16 protein-coding genes and 1 pseudogene are annotated in these 13,587 nt (G+C 67.9%); 10 read left to right on the top strand and 7 right to left on the bottom strand.

Going from position 1 to position 13,587, the window contains the following annotated elements; genetic code table 11:
• Nucleotides 1–64: 64 nt before the first annotated feature.
• The gene (locus CYFUS_RS30790; RefSeq protein ID WP_232536914.1) at nt 65–1,534 is read left to right on the top strand and encodes an ATPase domain-containing protein; all 1,470 of its coding nucleotides are present in this window, start codon (nt 65–67) and stop codon (nt 1,532–1,534) included.
• A 2-nt stretch (nt 1,535–1,536) separates the two neighbouring features.
• Entirely contained in the window at nt 1,537–1,902 is a 366-nt protein-coding gene (locus tag CYFUS_RS30785; RefSeq protein ID WP_095988471.1) for a response regulator, read from the top strand.
• Here CYFUS_RS30785 and CYFUS_RS30780 read toward each other — a convergent pair.
• The 3 genes from CYFUS_RS30780 to map are packed head-to-tail and all read right to left on the bottom strand — an operon-like array spanning nt 1,899 to nt 4,105.
• Nucleotides 1,899–2,810 (bottom strand): hypothetical protein, encoded by a 912-nt coding sequence (locus CYFUS_RS30780; RefSeq protein WP_095988470.1) that lies wholly within the window; start codon nt 2,808–2,810, stop codon nt 1,899–1,901. The genes CYFUS_RS30785 and CYFUS_RS30780 overlap by 4 nt on opposite strands.
• A 9-nt stretch (nt 2,811–2,819) precedes the next feature.
• On the bottom strand, nt 2,820–3,281 hold the full coding sequence (locus tag CYFUS_RS30775; RefSeq protein ID WP_095988469.1) for a GNAT family N-acetyltransferase: 462 nt from the start codon (nt 3,279–3,281) through the stop codon (nt 2,820–2,822).
• A 50-nt stretch (nt 3,282–3,331) separates the two neighbouring features.
• The gene (map, locus tag CYFUS_RS30770; RefSeq protein ID WP_095988468.1) at nt 3,332–4,105 is read right to left on the bottom strand and encodes a type I methionyl aminopeptidase; all 774 of its coding nucleotides are present in this window, start codon (nt 4,103–4,105) and stop codon (nt 3,332–3,334) included.
• Nucleotides 4,106–4,194: 89 nt separating this feature from the next.
• Between map and CYFUS_RS30765 the strand changes: the two genes are divergently transcribed.
• From CYFUS_RS30765 to CYFUS_RS30750, 4 genes are all read left to right on the top strand, one after another.
• Nucleotides 4,195–4,476, top strand: coding sequence for a LysR family transcriptional regulator (locus CYFUS_RS30765; protein ID WP_095988467.1), 282 nt, complete (start codon nt 4,195–4,197; stop codon nt 4,474–4,476).
• Nucleotides 4,477–4,612: 136 nt separating this feature from the next.
• Nucleotides 4,613–5,656: a DUF72 domain-containing protein gene (locus tag CYFUS_RS30760; protein WP_095988466.1), complete on the top strand. Its 1,044-nt coding sequence runs from the start codon at nt 4,613–4,615 to the stop codon at nt 5,654–5,656.
• 101 nt (nt 5,657–5,757) lie between these two features.
• Nucleotides 5,758–5,970 (top strand): hypothetical protein, encoded by a 213-nt coding sequence (locus CYFUS_RS30755; protein ID WP_232536913.1) that lies wholly within the window; start codon nt 5,758–5,760, stop codon nt 5,968–5,970.
• Nucleotides 5,960–6,277, top strand: a complete 318-nt coding sequence (locus CYFUS_RS30750; protein ID WP_095988464.1) for a Smr/MutS family protein — start codon at nt 5,960–5,962, stop codon at nt 6,275–6,277. Before CYFUS_RS30755 ends, CYFUS_RS30750 begins: the two co-directional genes overlap by 11 nt.
• Here CYFUS_RS30750 and CYFUS_RS30745 read toward each other — a convergent pair.
• Nucleotides 6,274–6,594 carry a (2Fe-2S) ferredoxin domain-containing protein gene (locus tag CYFUS_RS30745; protein ID WP_232536912.1) on the bottom strand — a complete coding sequence of 107 codons (321 nt, stop codon included), beginning with the start codon at nt 6,592–6,594 and terminating at the stop codon, nt 6,274–6,276. The two genes, CYFUS_RS30750 and CYFUS_RS30745, sit on opposite strands and share 4 nt — an antisense overlap.
• A gap of 80 nt (nt 6,595–6,674) precedes the next feature.
• Nucleotides 6,675–9,389 carry an SNF2-related protein gene (locus tag CYFUS_RS30740; protein WP_232537846.1) on the bottom strand — a complete coding sequence of 905 codons (2,715 nt, stop codon included), beginning with the start codon at nt 9,387–9,389 and terminating at the stop codon, nt 6,675–6,677.
• A gap of 373 nt (nt 9,390–9,762) precedes the next feature.
• On the opposite strand from CYFUS_RS30740, the gene CYFUS_RS53150 reads away from it, so the two are divergent.
• Both CYFUS_RS53150 and CYFUS_RS53145 read left to right on the top strand, forming a co-directional pair.
• Complete coding sequence (locus tag CYFUS_RS53150; protein WP_232536911.1) at nt 9,763–10,455, top strand: hypothetical protein; 693 nt, start codon at nt 9,763–9,765, stop codon at nt 10,453–10,455.
• Nucleotides 10,452–11,276 carry a hypothetical protein gene (locus CYFUS_RS53145; RefSeq protein WP_232537914.1) on the top strand — a complete coding sequence of 275 codons (825 nt, stop codon included), beginning with the start codon at nt 10,452–10,454 and terminating at the stop codon, nt 11,274–11,276. The genes CYFUS_RS53150 and CYFUS_RS53145 overlap by 4 nt, the downstream gene beginning before the upstream one ends.
• Nucleotides 11,277–11,302: 26 nt before the next feature.
• Here CYFUS_RS53145 and CYFUS_RS53140 read toward each other — a convergent pair.
• Nucleotides 11,303–11,512, bottom strand: a pseudogene (locus CYFUS_RS53140) (DUF58 domain-containing protein); the annotation flags it as partial.
• 111 nt (nt 11,513–11,623) lie between these two features.
• Between CYFUS_RS53140 and CYFUS_RS30725 the strand changes: the two are divergent.
• Together CYFUS_RS30725 and CYFUS_RS30720 are read left to right on the top strand one after the other, a co-directional pair.
• On the top strand, nt 11,624–12,352 hold the full coding sequence (locus tag CYFUS_RS30725; protein ID WP_095992331.1) for a hypothetical protein: 729 nt from the start codon (nt 11,624–11,626) through the stop codon (nt 12,350–12,352).
• 67 nt (nt 12,353–12,419) lie between these two features.
• Nucleotides 12,420–12,794 carry a cupin domain-containing protein gene (locus CYFUS_RS30720; RefSeq protein WP_095988462.1) on the top strand — a complete coding sequence of 125 codons (375 nt, stop codon included), beginning with the start codon at nt 12,420–12,422 and terminating at the stop codon, nt 12,792–12,794.
• Between the two features lie 260 nt (nt 12,795–13,054).
• On the opposite strand, the gene CYFUS_RS30715 is transcribed toward CYFUS_RS30720, so the two are convergent.
• On the bottom strand, nt 13,055–13,525 hold the full coding sequence (locus tag CYFUS_RS30715; RefSeq protein WP_095988461.1) for an NUDIX hydrolase: 471 nt from the start codon (nt 13,523–13,525) through the stop codon (nt 13,055–13,057).
• Between the last annotated feature and the right edge of the window lie 62 nt (nt 13,526–13,587).

The raw sequence follows: 13,587 nt of genomic DNA, 5'->3' as shown, positions 1-13,587 counted from the left end.
CCCGTTCCAGCTACGCACGCACCGAACACTGGCCGTTAGTCTGCGGTGGAGGAGAGAACGAGTGATGACAGAGCACGGTCCAGGTCCTCATGAGCGGATTTCAACGGGTGTTCCGGGCCTCGACACGGTGCTGCACGGAGGGTTCCTCCGGGGCCGGACCTACATGCTGATGGGGCTGCCGGGCGCGGGAAAGACGATCCTCGCCAATCAGACCTGCTTCCACCACATCCGGCAGGGACACGGGGTGCTGTACGTCACCTTGCTGGCCGAGTCGCACACGGATCTGATCTCCAACCTCGAGCCGCTCTCGTTCTTCGATGCCTCCCGCGTCGGGCAGAGCGCCACGTACGTGAGCGCGTTCAACGTGCTGGAGCAGGGCGGACTGGATGCGCTGCTCGCGCTCCTCCGCAAGGAGATCAAGGCCCGCAACGCCTCGCTGCTCGTGCTCGACGGCCTGGTGGCCGCCGAGGAGATGGCCCCGTCTCCCCAGGCGCTCAAGAAGTTCATCCACAACCTCCAGGTGGTGACGAACCTGTTGGGGTGTACCACCCTCATCCTCACCACGGGCGGTGGCAAGGGGCTGCGCGCCGAGCACACCATGGTGGATGGGTTGATCGTGCTGCGACAGCGCACGCTGGGCGCGCGCATGCTCCGGGAGCTGGACGTGCGCAAGTTCCGAGGCAGCGCGCACCTGCTCGGATGGCACAGCTTCGACATCACCTCCGACGGGCTCGTCGTCTACCCCCGCCTGGAGTCGCTTCCGCGCGAGGATCTCGCCCCTGCTACCCCCTCGGGCCACACGCGGTGCGCCTTCGGCATCGCCGGGCTGGACGCGATGTTGCACGGGGGCATTCCGTCCGGTTCCTCCACCCTGCTGTATGGCCCGCCGGGCAGCGGCAAGACGCTGCTGGGCGTGAACTTCCTCGCGCAGGGGGCACGCCAGGGCGAGCTCGGCCACCACTTCGCCTTCTACGACTCTCCGGAGCGCATGCAGGTCCAGGCGCGTGGCGTGGGTCTGCAACTCGAGCCCTTGATCGAGAGCGGTGAGCTCGTCATCAGCTACCATCCACCCCTGGAGAACGTCCTCGACAAGCTCGGAGCGCAGTTGCTGTCCCTCGTCCGCGAGCGGGGTGTGCGCAGGCTCTTCCTCGATGGGTACGACGGGCTGCAGAAGGCCAGCGCCCAGCGGGGTCGAGTCACGCGCTTCCTGGCGGCGCTCGTCAACGAGTGCCGCCAGCGGGACGTGACGTTGATCTACACGGCCGAGACGCCAGCCGCCTTTGGTCCGGAGCTGAAGTTTCCACTCCAGGGTCTGTCCCTGGTGGCGGAGAACATCCTCTATCTGCGCTCCGTCGAGTTGCGCTCCCAACTGCGCCGCTTCATCTGCGCCATGAAGGTCCGCAACAGCGACTACGATCACTCCTTCCGCGAGCTGCTCATCGGGGAAAAGGGGTTGGTCGTGGGTGAGATCATCGAGGACGGGCAGCAACTCCTGACGGGACAGGCACGGGTCCCGATGCATCGGGGCCAATAGGCATGGGGCCCATCCTCATCGTCGATGACGAATTCGGCATGGTCGAAACCATCCGGGATCTGCTCCAGGACGAGGGCTACCCGACGATGGTGGCGTTCGACGGACGCCAGGCGCTGGAGCGCATGGCGGTGGAGCGTCCCTCGCTGGTGCTCGCTGACTACATGATGCCGTTGATGAATGGACCCGAGATGCTGGACGCCATGAAGAAGGCGCCCGAGCTGCGTGACATCCCCGTGGTCCTCATGAGCTCGGCGCCCCCGAGCTTCTGGCGGCACCTGCCGTGTGCCGCCTTCCTGCCCAAGCCCTTCCGGTTGGCGCCCTTGCTGGCGGTGGTCCACCAGATCATCGGTGCCCCTCCGGGGCGTTAGGCGTCGATGGGTGGTGAGGGGGGCGCGGGCTCCCGGTGGAACATCCTCGCCAGGAGCCGCTCCGCGGCGTCCGCGAGCGCGTCGCGAGACATGCGCGACTCCTCGCCGAAGAAGCGGGTGCCCACGTTGGCGTCGAGCACGTGGGTGGCCAGCAGCGCGAAGGAGGCCTCCTCGTCGAAGGTCGTCTCGGCCGCGAGCACGCGCTTGCCCGGGTCGAGCCCCTCCTGGTCGAAGCGGCCCTCCCAGCGCTCGCCGAGGGTGACGGAGAAGTACTGCACGGCCACGTTGCCCGGGCGGGACATGTGCGAGACGGCGACCACCGCGCGCAACTGGTCGCGCTCCTCCGGGGTCATCCGCTGCTTCCAGGCCTCGACGGTGGCGTGCATGGTCTCGAGCTGATCCCGCGCGGCGTCCTCGGCGTTGCGCAGCAGATCCGGCGCCTGGGCACGGACATAGGCGGCGAGCGTCCCGGCGGAGACGGTCGCGCTCGAGAGGACCTGATCGATCAGGTCGCGCGCCTGGTCCAGGAGGCGATGCTGGCGGGTACGCTCCTCGGGGGAGAAGGTCCGCCGCGCGAGGCTGGCCTCGGTGTCGGTGACGAGCCGCCGCAGGGTGGCGAGTTGCTCGCACGTGGCCTCGTCGAGCACGCCGCGCTGGCCCGACAGCAGCACGTAGAGGGCGAGGGGCAGGTGGGCGAGCGACTTGAACTCGTGGTAGCGCCGGGTGCGCGCGGGGCCCTCGTGGCGCTCGCCCCGCATGCGCAGGATGAGCAGGTCGTCGATCTGGGCGATGACGGGGCCCATCCGCCCGAGGACGGCCTCCCGGCGCGCCGCGTAGGCCTCGCGGAAGGCCGCGTTGAGGGTGGCGAGTGGATCGGAGGGTGGCAGTGCGGCGGGCAACTCGGACATCCTCGAAGCCTAACGTCCCCCCGGTACGCCCCGCAGCGTCCCGTCCAGCCGCCGCCGCATATGGACATGCGGAATGCTCACCTCCACGAAGGGCTCGCCGTACACCTCGTAGCCGAGTGTCTCGTAGAAGCCCGCCACGTGGGCGCGCGCGTGGAGGGTGACTTCCCGGAAGCCCCTCGCCCCCAGCTCTTCCTCCAGGGCACGCACCAGCCGGGCCCCCAGGCCGGTCCGCTGCCGCGCGGGCTCGATGGCCATCTGGAAGAGCCTGCCCGAGTGCTCGCTCTCCGGATGGAAGAGCACGCACCCGACGACCCGCCCCGCGTCCACGGCGACGAGGTGCAGGCTGTGCGCGTCGAAGGGGAATTTCACCGCGGAGCGGTCGAAGCCGAGGGGGGCCCTCAGCACCTGGTAGCGCAGCTCCAGTTCCTCCGGGTACAGCGGGTGCTCGGTATCGATGAAGGTCAGCTCCACGCTCGCTCCTCGCGCGCCCGGGCTCTCGGGGGTGGGCGCGGGAGCGGACCCTACTGCATCTCCCCGGCGGGGGGCGTGGGGGTGAGGATCTCGCAGCCCTCGCGCGTCACCAGCACGGTGTGCTCGAACTGGGCCGACAGGCTCCCGTCCTCCGTGAGCACCGTCCACCCGTCCGGCAACACCCGGATCTCCGCACGCCCCAGGTTCACCATGGGCTCGATGGTGATCACCATTCCCGAGCGCAGGGTGATGCCCGTGCCGCGTCTGCCCACGTGCGACACATGGGGCGGGAGGTGCATCTGGTGGCCGATGCCGTGTCCACCGAACTCGCGCACCACGCTGCAGCCCTCCTGGCGGGCGAGCTCCTCGATGGCGGCGCCGATGTCTCCGAGCCGGGCCCCGTGGCGCACCACCGCCACGCCCGCGTCGCGGCACCGGCGCGCGACGTCCACCACATGGCGCGCCTCCGCGGACACCTCGCCGATGAAGAACGTGGCCGAGGTGTCCCCGTGAAACCCCTCGAGGCACGTGGTGACGTCCACGTTGACGATGTCCCCGGGCCCGAGCCGCTCGTCCGGGCGCGGGATGCCGTGGCAGACGACGTGGTTGCGGCTGGTGCAGACCGCCGCCGGAAACCCCTTGTAGCCGAGCTGGCTGGGGGTGCCGCCGCGCCGCGCCGTGTCCTCGCGCACCCACGTGTCGATGTCCGCCGTCGAGATGCCCGGGGCGAGCCGGGCCGCGACATGCGCGAGCGTCCCGGCCGCGGCCCGTCCCGCGCGACGCAGACGCTCGACGTCCATTCCCTTGAGTAGTGGAATTCCCATGGCGGGCAAGGTGGCCCCGGGGCCACCCGGGCGTCCAATGCTGTCTTGGCATTGGGTCCACGGTCCGCGGAAGCGCTAGACTCGGGGCCGTGAGCCTCACGCACCTCCAGTCCTTCGTCGCGGTGGCCGAAGAGGGCCACGTGGGCCGCGCCGCGCGCCGGCTGCACCTGTCCCAGCCCCCGCTCAGCCGTCACATCCTGTCGCTCGAGGACGAGCTGGGAACGCCGCTCTTCGAGCGCACGCCGCGCGGCATGCGGCTGCTGCCCGCGGGCACCGCCTTCCTCGCCCACGCCCGCCGCATCCTCGCCGAGGTGGATGCCGCGGTGCACACCGTGCGCAAGGCCGCGGCGGACGTCCCCGAAGCGAACTGACGCTCCGCGCACGACGCGGTGCATCGCGGCCGGGTGCCCGCCCCCCGGCATGCCGGCCCTCGGTGTTTCTTCGGAGAAGACCTTGGAAGTGTGGCCGCTCGGGCTTACTCTAGAAATAGAGTCCACCGGAGCGCACATGGCCGATTCCTCCCAACTCGATCTCTTCACCGGGGCGCCCAGCCCCACTCCCGCCAGGGGACGGCGGCGCGGGCAGGGCGAGCCCGTCGGTCCCGCCGAGCTGCCCGATGACGTGCGGGCCCTGGGAGAGCGGCTTCCCCCGGCGCTCTACCTGGGCACCTCCTCGTGGACGTTTCCCGGGTGGAAGGGGCTCGTCTACGACCGGGAAGCCACGCCGGCGCGGCTGTCGCGCGAGGGGCTCGCCGCGTACGCCCAGCACCCCATTCTTCGCACCGTGGGGGTGGACCGGACCTTCTACGCGCCCATTCCCGCCGCCACCTTCGCCGAGTACGCCGCCCAGGTGCCCCCGGGCTTCCGCTTCCTCGTGAAGGCCCACGAGGCCTGTACGCTCGCGCGCTGGCCGGTGCATGCGCGCTATGGCGACGTCCGAGGTCAGCCCAATGCCCGCTTCCTCGACGCCGCCTACGCGGCCGACCTCGTCGTGGGGCCGTGTGTCGAGGGTCTGGGAGAGAAGGCCGGGCCCATCGTCTTCCAGCTCCCGCCGCAAGACGTCCAGGAGTTCGGCGGTGTGGGCCTCTTCATGGAGCGGCTGCACACCTTCCTCGCCGCGCTCCCACGGGGCCCGCTGTACGCCGTCGAGGTCCGCAACGAGGCCCTGATGACGGACGCCCTGGGCCAGGTGCTCGCCGACGCGGGAGCCTGCCCCGTGCTCGCCGTGTGGAAGAACCTGCCGCCCGTCGAGCGGCAGACCGTCCGCCTGCGTGCCTTGCAGGCACCCGCGCTCGTGGTGCGTTGGATGCTCCCGCCCAACCTGGACTACGAGGAGGCGCGCAAGCGCTACTTCCCCTTCGATCGGCTCGTGGACGAGGACCCGCGCACCCGGGAGGGCATCGCCCGCGTCGCCACCGCCGCGCTGAACCTGGGCCGGCCCGTCTTCGCCACCCTCAACAACAAGGCCGAGGGCAGTGCTCCGCTGTCCGCCATCCACCTGGCGCGCAGCGTCATCTCACGCACCGCGTCCCCTTCCGACGCGAAGCCGTGAGCCCCTTGGGTGTGGGGGGTTGTAGGGCAGTGGAGTATGGCACGTGGCTTGCTGAAGGGGAGGGTATGAGATCGGTCCTTGTTGCGGCTTTGGTGGCACGCATGGCAGCGGCCGGTGGTGCGGGTCCCGGTGTCGAGGAGCAGGCGCAAATCGTGCCAGCAGGTGATACCTGGGAAGACGTGCGTAAACATTTCTCCGCCCTGCGAAACGAAGTCTCCACTTTGGAGGCCGAGTTCCAGGCGGCCCGGGAACAGCGGCGCCTGGACGCGGTGCGTCGCCAGGAAGAGGCTGACCGCGTGCGTCGTGGCCAGTAACGAGGGGGACGAGGACGCCGGGTTCGATCCCGAGGCGCCGGTGGCGCTGCCGTTGGATGGGAACCTGGATCTGCATCCGTTCCACCCCCGGGACGTGAAGGACGTCGTCACCGAGTATCTCTGGGCGTGCCGTGAAGCCGGGGTGCTCGACATCCGCATCATCCACGGCAAGGGCACGGGCGCGTTGAGGCGCACCGTCCAGTCACTCCTCCCCCAGCTTCCCGAAGTGGAGTCCTTCCGGTCCGCGACCGAGGCCGATGGCGGCTGGGGCGCGACCTGGGTGCGGCTCAAGCCCCGGGCGCCCTAGTGCGTCTTGGGATGATCCTCCGGAAGAAGTTTCAGGACGCGCCGGTAGAAATCTTCCCGCTCGTGGAGGGGATCCACCGCGTAGCAGCCGCCCGGTGAGCCCTCGGGCCCCGGTGGCACCACGGCCATCACCCGGCCCTTGGGGCAGATGTCCATGCAGCTCACCTTGAGCACCTTCACTTCGTCGTCGTGGCCTTCCGCTTCCAGCCGGCGCTCCAGCCACTTCCTCAAGTCCAGGTTCTTGTTGCCCGAGCACTTCTTGCACACGAGCACGAAGCCAGACTTCCAGGGCGGGCGCACGGGACGAGCGTCGGACATGAAGGCAGGGTAACGACTGGCCTATGCCTTGGCCCGGACATGTCGTGTGGCCCCCTCGGGAGGCAGGGGGCCGGGCGGCCTCAGGACAGCCAGAAGTAGGCGGAGGCGATGAGGGAGCGCTTCTCGGTGACCTTGGCCTTGTTGGCGAGGTCCGCGATCTGCCGATCCTTGGCCGCGTAGCGCTTCTCCTCCTCGTTGCGCAGCGAGGCGAGCTTCTTGCGGTACTCGCGCTCGAGCCGCTCCGCGTGGGCGCGCGCCTTCATGCGCTCGGCGGGATCCTCATGGGTGCACACGTGGCGGCGCGCCTCCTGCCAGGCCTCTCGCGCGCGCTCCACCGCCTCGCGCGATTCCAGCAGACAGTCCTCGGCGAAGCGATCGGCGCGCTCACGCGCCAGATCCAACTCCAGGGCATTGCGGCGCTCGGCGGCGCGCAGCACCTCGTCCTTGGCGGCCATGAGCGCCTGTTCCTGCATGAGCGTCACGGACACGGGGGGAGGCTGGCGGCGCCGCTCCTCCTTGCCCACCAGCTTCATGAAGTGCTCGCCGTCCTCGAGCGGCAGGGCGCGGAAGCTCTTGCCGTCGCGCTCGAGCACCAGCACCAGGTGGAGCATGCGCTCCTCGGCCTTGAGGCCCGTCGTCTCGCACTTGTAGACGAACCACCAGCCCTCGCTGCCCGCCAGGCGCGCGAGTCGCGCGGGCAGGCCCGCCGCGTTGAGCTGGAGGTAGTTGATGGCGTCGTGCGTCCTGTCCCTCACGGCATAGGCAGCCTTGGCCACCTGGAGCCGGCCCGAGGCGTGGCTGCCCAGCACCGAGCCCGTCAGCGCGCGCGCGCCCTGCTGGCGCTTCTCCAGCGCCTCCTTCGTCTGCGCGCCCGCGATGCGCAGCCGCCGCCGCACGTCCCCGTCGAAGCGCTCCATCAGCACCGAGCGCGCCTCCGTCATGCGCTCGCTGATGCGGCCCTCCATGTCCGAGCGCAGCTTGTCGAACGCGGCGTTGATGTCGTCCGGGTGGCGGCAGGACTGGTAGATGTCGAGGATGCGCCGCTCGAAGTCCACGCCGCTCTCCAGCGCGCCGAGGATTTCGTCCGACGCGCCGAACACGCCGTCGAAGAGGTTCAACTTCTTCTCGAGCAGCTCGTACAGCCGCGCGTCCGCGGCGTTGCGCCGGTTGAGGAAGTTGATGACGAGCACGTCGCGCTGCTGGCCATAGCGGTGGCAGCGGCCGATGCGCTGCTCCACCCGCTGCGGGTTCCACGGCAGATCGTAGTTCACCACCAGGTTGCAGAACTGGAGGTTGAGGCCCTCGGCGCCCGCCTCGGTGCAGATGAGGATCTGCGTCTTGTCGCGGAACTCGTTCACCAGCGCGCGGCGCTCCTCGGGGCCGCCGCCCGAGTCGCCCGAGAGCAGGGAGATCTTCCCCTCGTAGCCGTTCTGCGACAGCAGGGTGCACAGGTACTGCTGGGTGCGCTTGGACTCGGTGAAGATGAGCGCCTTCTCCGGCCAGCCCTGGCCCTTCATCACCTTGAAGGTGCGCTCCATCGCGCGCAGCAGCGCCTCGCCCTTGGCGTTGACCTTGATGGAGTCGGCGAGGTCCGCGTACTGCTTGAGCTCCCACATCTCGTTCTCGAGCGTGCGGATGCTCACGGGCTTGCTCGAGGAGTCCTCCAGCCACTCCTCGCCCTCCTCGGCGAACTGCCTGGCTTCCTCGGGCTCGAAGAAGCCCAGGGCGCGCTGGCCCAGGCGCGCCGCCTCCAGGCGCTTGGTGAGGTTCTCGGAGAGCCGACGCAGGGTGGGGGCGATGGCGTAGGTGGAGGAGGCCAGGAGCTTGCGGTAGCAGAGCGTGAGCAGCGTCTTCTTGCCCGGCTCGATGGCGGCCACCTCGGAGCGCCGCAGGTACTCGCTCACCTTCTCGTAGAGATCATGCTCCTCGGGCGAGGGGGCGAAGTCCTCCACGATGGAGCGGCGGTTGGTGTAGCGCACGTACTCGCGCACCTGGCGGCGCAGCGTGCGTTGCACCACCGGGGCGAGCCGCTCCTTGAGCTCGGTGGCGGCGTCGCCGGGCAGCCCGCCCGTCTCGCCCTCCAGCCGGTAGCGGGTGCGGAAGGCGTGCTCGGGGCCGAGGATCTGCTCGTCCAGGAGCGTGACGAGGCCGAACAGCTCCATCAAGTCGTTCTGCAGGGGCGTGGCGGTGAGCAGCAGCTTGGGGCGGCCCTGGAGGGCGGCGCGCAGGGCCTGGCCCGTCTTGTGTCCGGCCTTGTAGGCGTTGCGCAGCCGGTGGGCCTCGTCGATGACGACCACGTCCCAGGGGATCTCCGCCACGAGCGAGGCCTTGTTGGCGGCGAACGGGTGCGAGCAGATGACGGGGAAGGGCTGATCGAAGCAGTTGCCGGTGGCGCGCACGGTGCGGCCGTCGACCATGACGGACTCGAGGTCGAACTTCTCGCGCAGCTCGCTGTTCCACTGCGCGCGCAGCACGGCGGGGGCGAGGATGAGGATGCGCGTCTTGCCCTCGGCCATGAGCTGGGCGAGCACCATGCCGGCTTCGATCGTCTTGCCCAGGCCCACCTCGTCCGCGAGCATGCAGCCGCCGCGCGAGAGCGAGTCCAGGGCGAAGCACGCGGCCTCGAGCTGGTGCGGGTTCAAGTCCACGCGCGCCTCGGCGAGCGCCCCGGCGAGCCGTTCGCGCGAGTCCGAACTCTTGATGGTGAGCTCCTCCGCGAGCAGCCGCTCGTGGAAGGGCGTCAACGCCTGCGCCTGCTGCCCGGCATCCGAGGAGAGTGCCTCCTCCGACGCCATCACCGCCGCCGCATCCGCCACCACCCGCAACTCCCTGAATTCCCTCGCCTCCGCCAAGCGCCTGTCTCCGTCCGTGTCGTGCGTCGCTACACAGGCGTGTAGCACGATTGGGCGGCCATTTTGGGGAGCGAAACGCATCTGTAAAGGGGGTCTTCGCGGGGGCCAACAAATCGGCCCCGGCGCGCTTGGCACGGTTTTTTTTCGGGAACGCCGCCGCGCGACTGGGATCCACCGAGGTGCGTGCGCCTCGCGGAAGCCTGGGGTACATGGGGCCCCCATTTCACTCCAGGTGGTGCGCGCGTCTACCCCCTGGTGCGCGGAGACCACCTCGACATCGACGCGGCGGACGCCGACGCAACCCCGAGAATCCTACATGACCACCAGAACGCTCCCACGGAAGCTCGTGGCCGTGGGTCTCAGCCTTCTCCTTGTTTCCTGTAGTGTCACCCGACCCACTGTCGCGGCTTGGGGCCCCACCGGTCAGCACCATCTCGCCAGGTACGCGCTCCTCATCCAGGAGATGCCGGATGGGCGGGTGATCCACGATTGGAAGCCGCTTGAGGACTTCGACCTGACGACGTTCCAGTACACCACGCGCGCGATGAGTTCGAACCGAGGCAGCGTGCGCGTCTCCTCGACGGGGCTGGACGAGTACTGCGAAGGCCGACGAATCCAGTGCCAGGAGGACTGCCTCGCGAGTAGCAGGCCGGTGTGGGTCGGGCATTGGCGATATGACGCCATCAAGATACAGCCGTGGCGCGAAGCCAGGAAGTGGTGGTGTCCAGAGCATTGCATGAAGCAGGCAGACATGTGCAAGCGGCGAATGGGCAAATGGGCCGAGGAATATGCCGCGGAGTTCAATGCGATAGAGCCCGCGGTGGATTGGATCAAGAATCACCGCGAGGAGATTCTCGCGGGCTCCGTCATCGTCATCGCTGGAGTCGCCTTCGTTGCCGCGGTCGCCGCCTCGGGTGGAGGTGTTCTCATCCTGATGCCGATCGTGCTCGTTGCGAAGAATCCCTCCGCATTGCCCACCACTCCACACATCGCGGAGGCGACCTGGTGAGAATCCATGACGCCTTGATCAGCGCATCACGGTTCGCCGCAGCCCGGTGGCAAGCAGCTCGACTCGAGGGCAGGGAAGAAGAAAAGCGGCTCTGGCCCCAGGTGAGCGAATACAGGGCATTCATCGGCGAAACAGGCCAAGTCTACCTGTTTGAAGACTATCTCAGGGGGCTTCCTCCCACGCCACGCCCTCACGTGAGCCCCGCCCTCGACGCGAGCAAGGATGCGACCTCGCATGAGGTCATGAGGCTTCTGTTGAAGGCGTTCGACGAGGCGCCTGACCCTGAACAGAAGCAGTCCGCAGTCGTCCTCATCAACCTGGTCAACTTCATCGCCGACACCGAACAACTCGCCGCAGTCGAGGACTACATCAACAATCGCCTCGATTATGCTCCACTCGCCATCGCTCATTTCACAGCACATGACGAGGCGGAGGCCTGGCTGAAGGGGCTCGAGGAGCCACCCAGTCCGGCACGCATACTCATTGGCGATAAGTATTATCTGGCTTGGTATTCTCGTGAAGACAACGCTCGCGGCATATACCGGGACTACATCATAGAACCGTACATCGCAGAACTTGCCGCGAGAGGAATACCTCCCGCGACGCCCTCCTTCGATACCCGTGCGGAAGCAGAGGGGTGGTTGAAGAACCACCCCGCCTCTCCCTTTGATTTCGTGTCCATCGCTGGGGAGCACTATCTCGCGGTGCACCACAAGCGGCTGATGCGCCACACGCTCCACCCCGTGGCCTCCGCCCTGACGGAGTGGGAAGAGACGAAGCGGGTCCAGGGGGCGGCGGAGACCGAAGAAGGGGGTGAGTAGCCCCACGCCTCCGCAGTGCATGGACCTGGGGCTCCTGAGTTGGAGGTCGTCTGGAGATCCTCGTCCAGCAGCGAGGTCACCACGGACAGGTGCCGTGGGCGCCGGGCGCGCGTGCGCGAGACGTCCGGGTCCACCAGGTCCGTGAAGAGCACCACCAGCGAGCGGCGAGAGGAGCGCGCGAAGGCGAAGTCATAGGCGCGCCCGTAGTCGCTCTCCTCGAGGGCCGTCTCGGCGCGGTCCGTTCGATGCCCGGGAGTCCAGTTCCACTTCCGTGCATTCTGACCCATCGGGTCTGGACAGCGGCCCGACATCCCGAGTAGGAAGAGTCGCTCTTGGGAGGCATGGACATGAGCGACACGCCAGAGTGGAAGGGACGTCGTCTGGGCTCGTATGAGCTGGGTGAGCGGTTCGCGGACATCCCGGAGGACGAAGGGCGCCTCTATGCGGCGCATCATGTCGAAACGGGGGAGCCCGCGCTGGTCGTGATGCCGGGCTCCGGTGACGATTGGAGCACGTCCACCCCCTGGTGTGCGGAGACCACGAGGCTCACCGACCCGGACGCCCTGGTTCTTCACCCCAAGCACACGGACGGGGCGAAGCCGCCGAGGTTCCACGAACTGACCCTGGGCTTCATCCGCCTCGCGGGCTCCCTGGCGCAACTCGGTGAGCGGGCGGATGTGCGGGCCCACTTCATGCGTGGGCCACGGCCCATCCGTTCACGGCACCGGGCGACGCGCTGGGGACTCGCGGGCGTGGCTTTGGCGGTGGGACTCGTCTTCCTGCTCTGGCCGCGCACATCCACGCCTCCGAAAATGCGCGGCCGGGCCGATGACACTCCCGTCCTGATGGATGGACAGGACCTCCCTTCAGCCATCGCCTATCCAATGCCGGAGAAGCCCTTCGAGGTGCAGCGCAAGCCCCCTTGCATGCCCGAAACGGAAGTGGAGATCAGGGGTGGCTGCTGGGTGCGCCATCGCCGCGATGCCCCCTGCCCACCGGGAACGGCTGAGTACCAAGGCGGGTGCTACGTGGCGGTCAAGAAGCCAGACCCTCAGCCTCGATCCATCCAGCCCTGAGCGCACGTGTCTGGAGGGCCGTTGTCGACTATACCGAACAGAGGACCAACGCTGCTGGAGACAGGTCATGCTGAATGGAAGCGTCATCGGGCTGTCGGAAGCACTGGAACAGGTCACTGAGTACTGGACGCCGCGCATCATCGGGCGAGTCAATGACCAGTACATCAAGGTCGCCAAGCTGAAGGGTGAGTTGGTCTGGCACGACCACGCCGACGAAGACGAGATGTTCTTCGTCATCTACGGCAAGCTGACAATCCAGTTCGAGGATCGCGACGTGCACCTCTCGCCCGGCCAGTTTTGCGTGGTGCCGAAGAAGACCAGGCACAATCCCGTAGCCACCGAAGAGTGCGGCATCATGCTGATCGAGACCGTGACCACCCTACACACGGGTGATCTGATCGTGCCGCAAACCGTTCCGCTGGAAAGGCAGATGGGCACATAGGACGGTGTCGCGGAGGGCATGAATCCCTTGTGGGGACATGCCAGGCCATTCAAGGCCGCGGTGGGTATCAATTCCCTCGCATTACCCACCGTCCCACACATCGCGGAGGCGAATGGGTGAGAATCCATGACGCCTTGGTAGAAGAAGAAAAGCGGCTCTGGCCCCAGGTGAACGAATACGTCCGCGTCTTCACCCTATTGGCCTTGAGGTTGGCTTCACCCATGAGCGAGGGTATGGCTCTGCCTGGGGAGAGGTGACGCTCAAGCTTCCTCGTCTGGCAAGAGCGTGCGCAGTAGCTCATCATCGGGACCGAGTGGCCGCCAGCCGGGCGGTGGCGGCGTGGCGAGGAGTGCTGCGACAACCCGCTCGGAGCGCTCCTGATGGGCTTCGGGGGTATAGCCGATCCAGCGGCCGAGTGCCTTGCCGACGGTGAAACGGGCCTGGTCGTCCATGACGGACGGCCAGCCATCGGGGAGACTCTGGGAGAGCATTCGAACGAGCACATCTCGTTCGAAGCGCGTCACCTGTTTGCGCTGCTCGGCCTCGGCGAGCAACCCACTCAATACCTGCACCGCGTTGATGTCGTCCTGCCCGAGCTCTTCCGCCAGCGCCACCAGAGGGACGGTGGGGCGCGCTTCGGCAAAGGCGGTGAGCGAAGAGTATCCGCGCTCGCGGACCCGCGCATGGAGGCGCACCTTCCAGTTCCCCTGCCAGGAACGCTCCTCATTCATGGCCCTCTCCAGGGGATGAAGTTCATCGGGACTCCGTACTCCTTCATATTCGCCGCATGGTG

It is taken from the genome of Cystobacter fuscus, assembly GCF_002305875.1.
GTDB classification, from domain to species: Bacteria; Myxococcota; Myxococcia; order Myxococcales; family Myxococcaceae; genus Cystobacter; species Cystobacter fuscus_A.
Note: the sequence above shows the minus strand (reverse complement) of the source record. Positions and strands in the feature narration are given on the sequence as shown.

Coding starts and splice junctions, on each gene's coding strand:
- CYFUS_RS30790 (WP_232536914.1), top strand. CDS start 65: ATGACAGAGCACGGTCCAGGTCCTCATGAGCGGATTTCAACGGGTGTT.
- CYFUS_RS30785 (WP_095988471.1), top strand. CDS start 1,537: ATGGGGCCCATCCTCATCGTCGATGACGAATTCGGCATGGTCGAAACC.
- CYFUS_RS30780 (WP_095988470.1), bottom strand. CDS start 2,810: ATGTCCGAGTTGCCCGCCGCACTGCCACCCTCCGATCCACTCGCCACC.
- map (WP_095988468.1), bottom strand. CDS start 4,105: ATGGGAATTCCACTACTCAAGGGAATGGACGTCGAGCGTCTGCGTCGC.
- CYFUS_RS30760 (WP_095988466.1), top strand. CDS start 4,613: ATGGCCGATTCCTCCCAACTCGATCTCTTCACCGGGGCGCCCAGCCCC.
- CYFUS_RS30755 (WP_232536913.1), top strand. CDS start 5,758: ATGGCAGCGGCCGGTGGTGCGGGTCCCGGTGTCGAGGAGCAGGCGCAA.
- CYFUS_RS30745 (WP_232536912.1), bottom strand. CDS start 6,594: ATGTCCGACGCTCGTCCCGTGCGCCCGCCCTGGAAGTCTGGCTTCGTG.
- CYFUS_RS30740 (WP_232537846.1), bottom strand. CDS start 9,389: ATGGCGTCGGAGGAGGCACTCTCCTCGGATGCCGGGCAGCAGGCGCAG.
- CYFUS_RS53150 (WP_232536911.1), top strand. CDS start 9,763: ATGACCACCAGAACGCTCCCACGGAAGCTCGTGGCCGTGGGTCTCAGC.
- CYFUS_RS30725 (WP_095992331.1), top strand. CDS start 11,624: ATGAGCGACACGCCAGAGTGGAAGGGACGTCGTCTGGGCTCGTATGAG.
- CYFUS_RS30720 (WP_095988462.1), top strand. CDS start 12,420: ATGCTGAATGGAAGCGTCATCGGGCTGTCGGAAGCACTGGAACAGGTC.
- CYFUS_RS30715 (WP_095988461.1), bottom strand. CDS start 13,525: ATGAATGAGGAGCGTTCCTGGCAGGGGAACTGGAAGGTGCGCCTCCAT.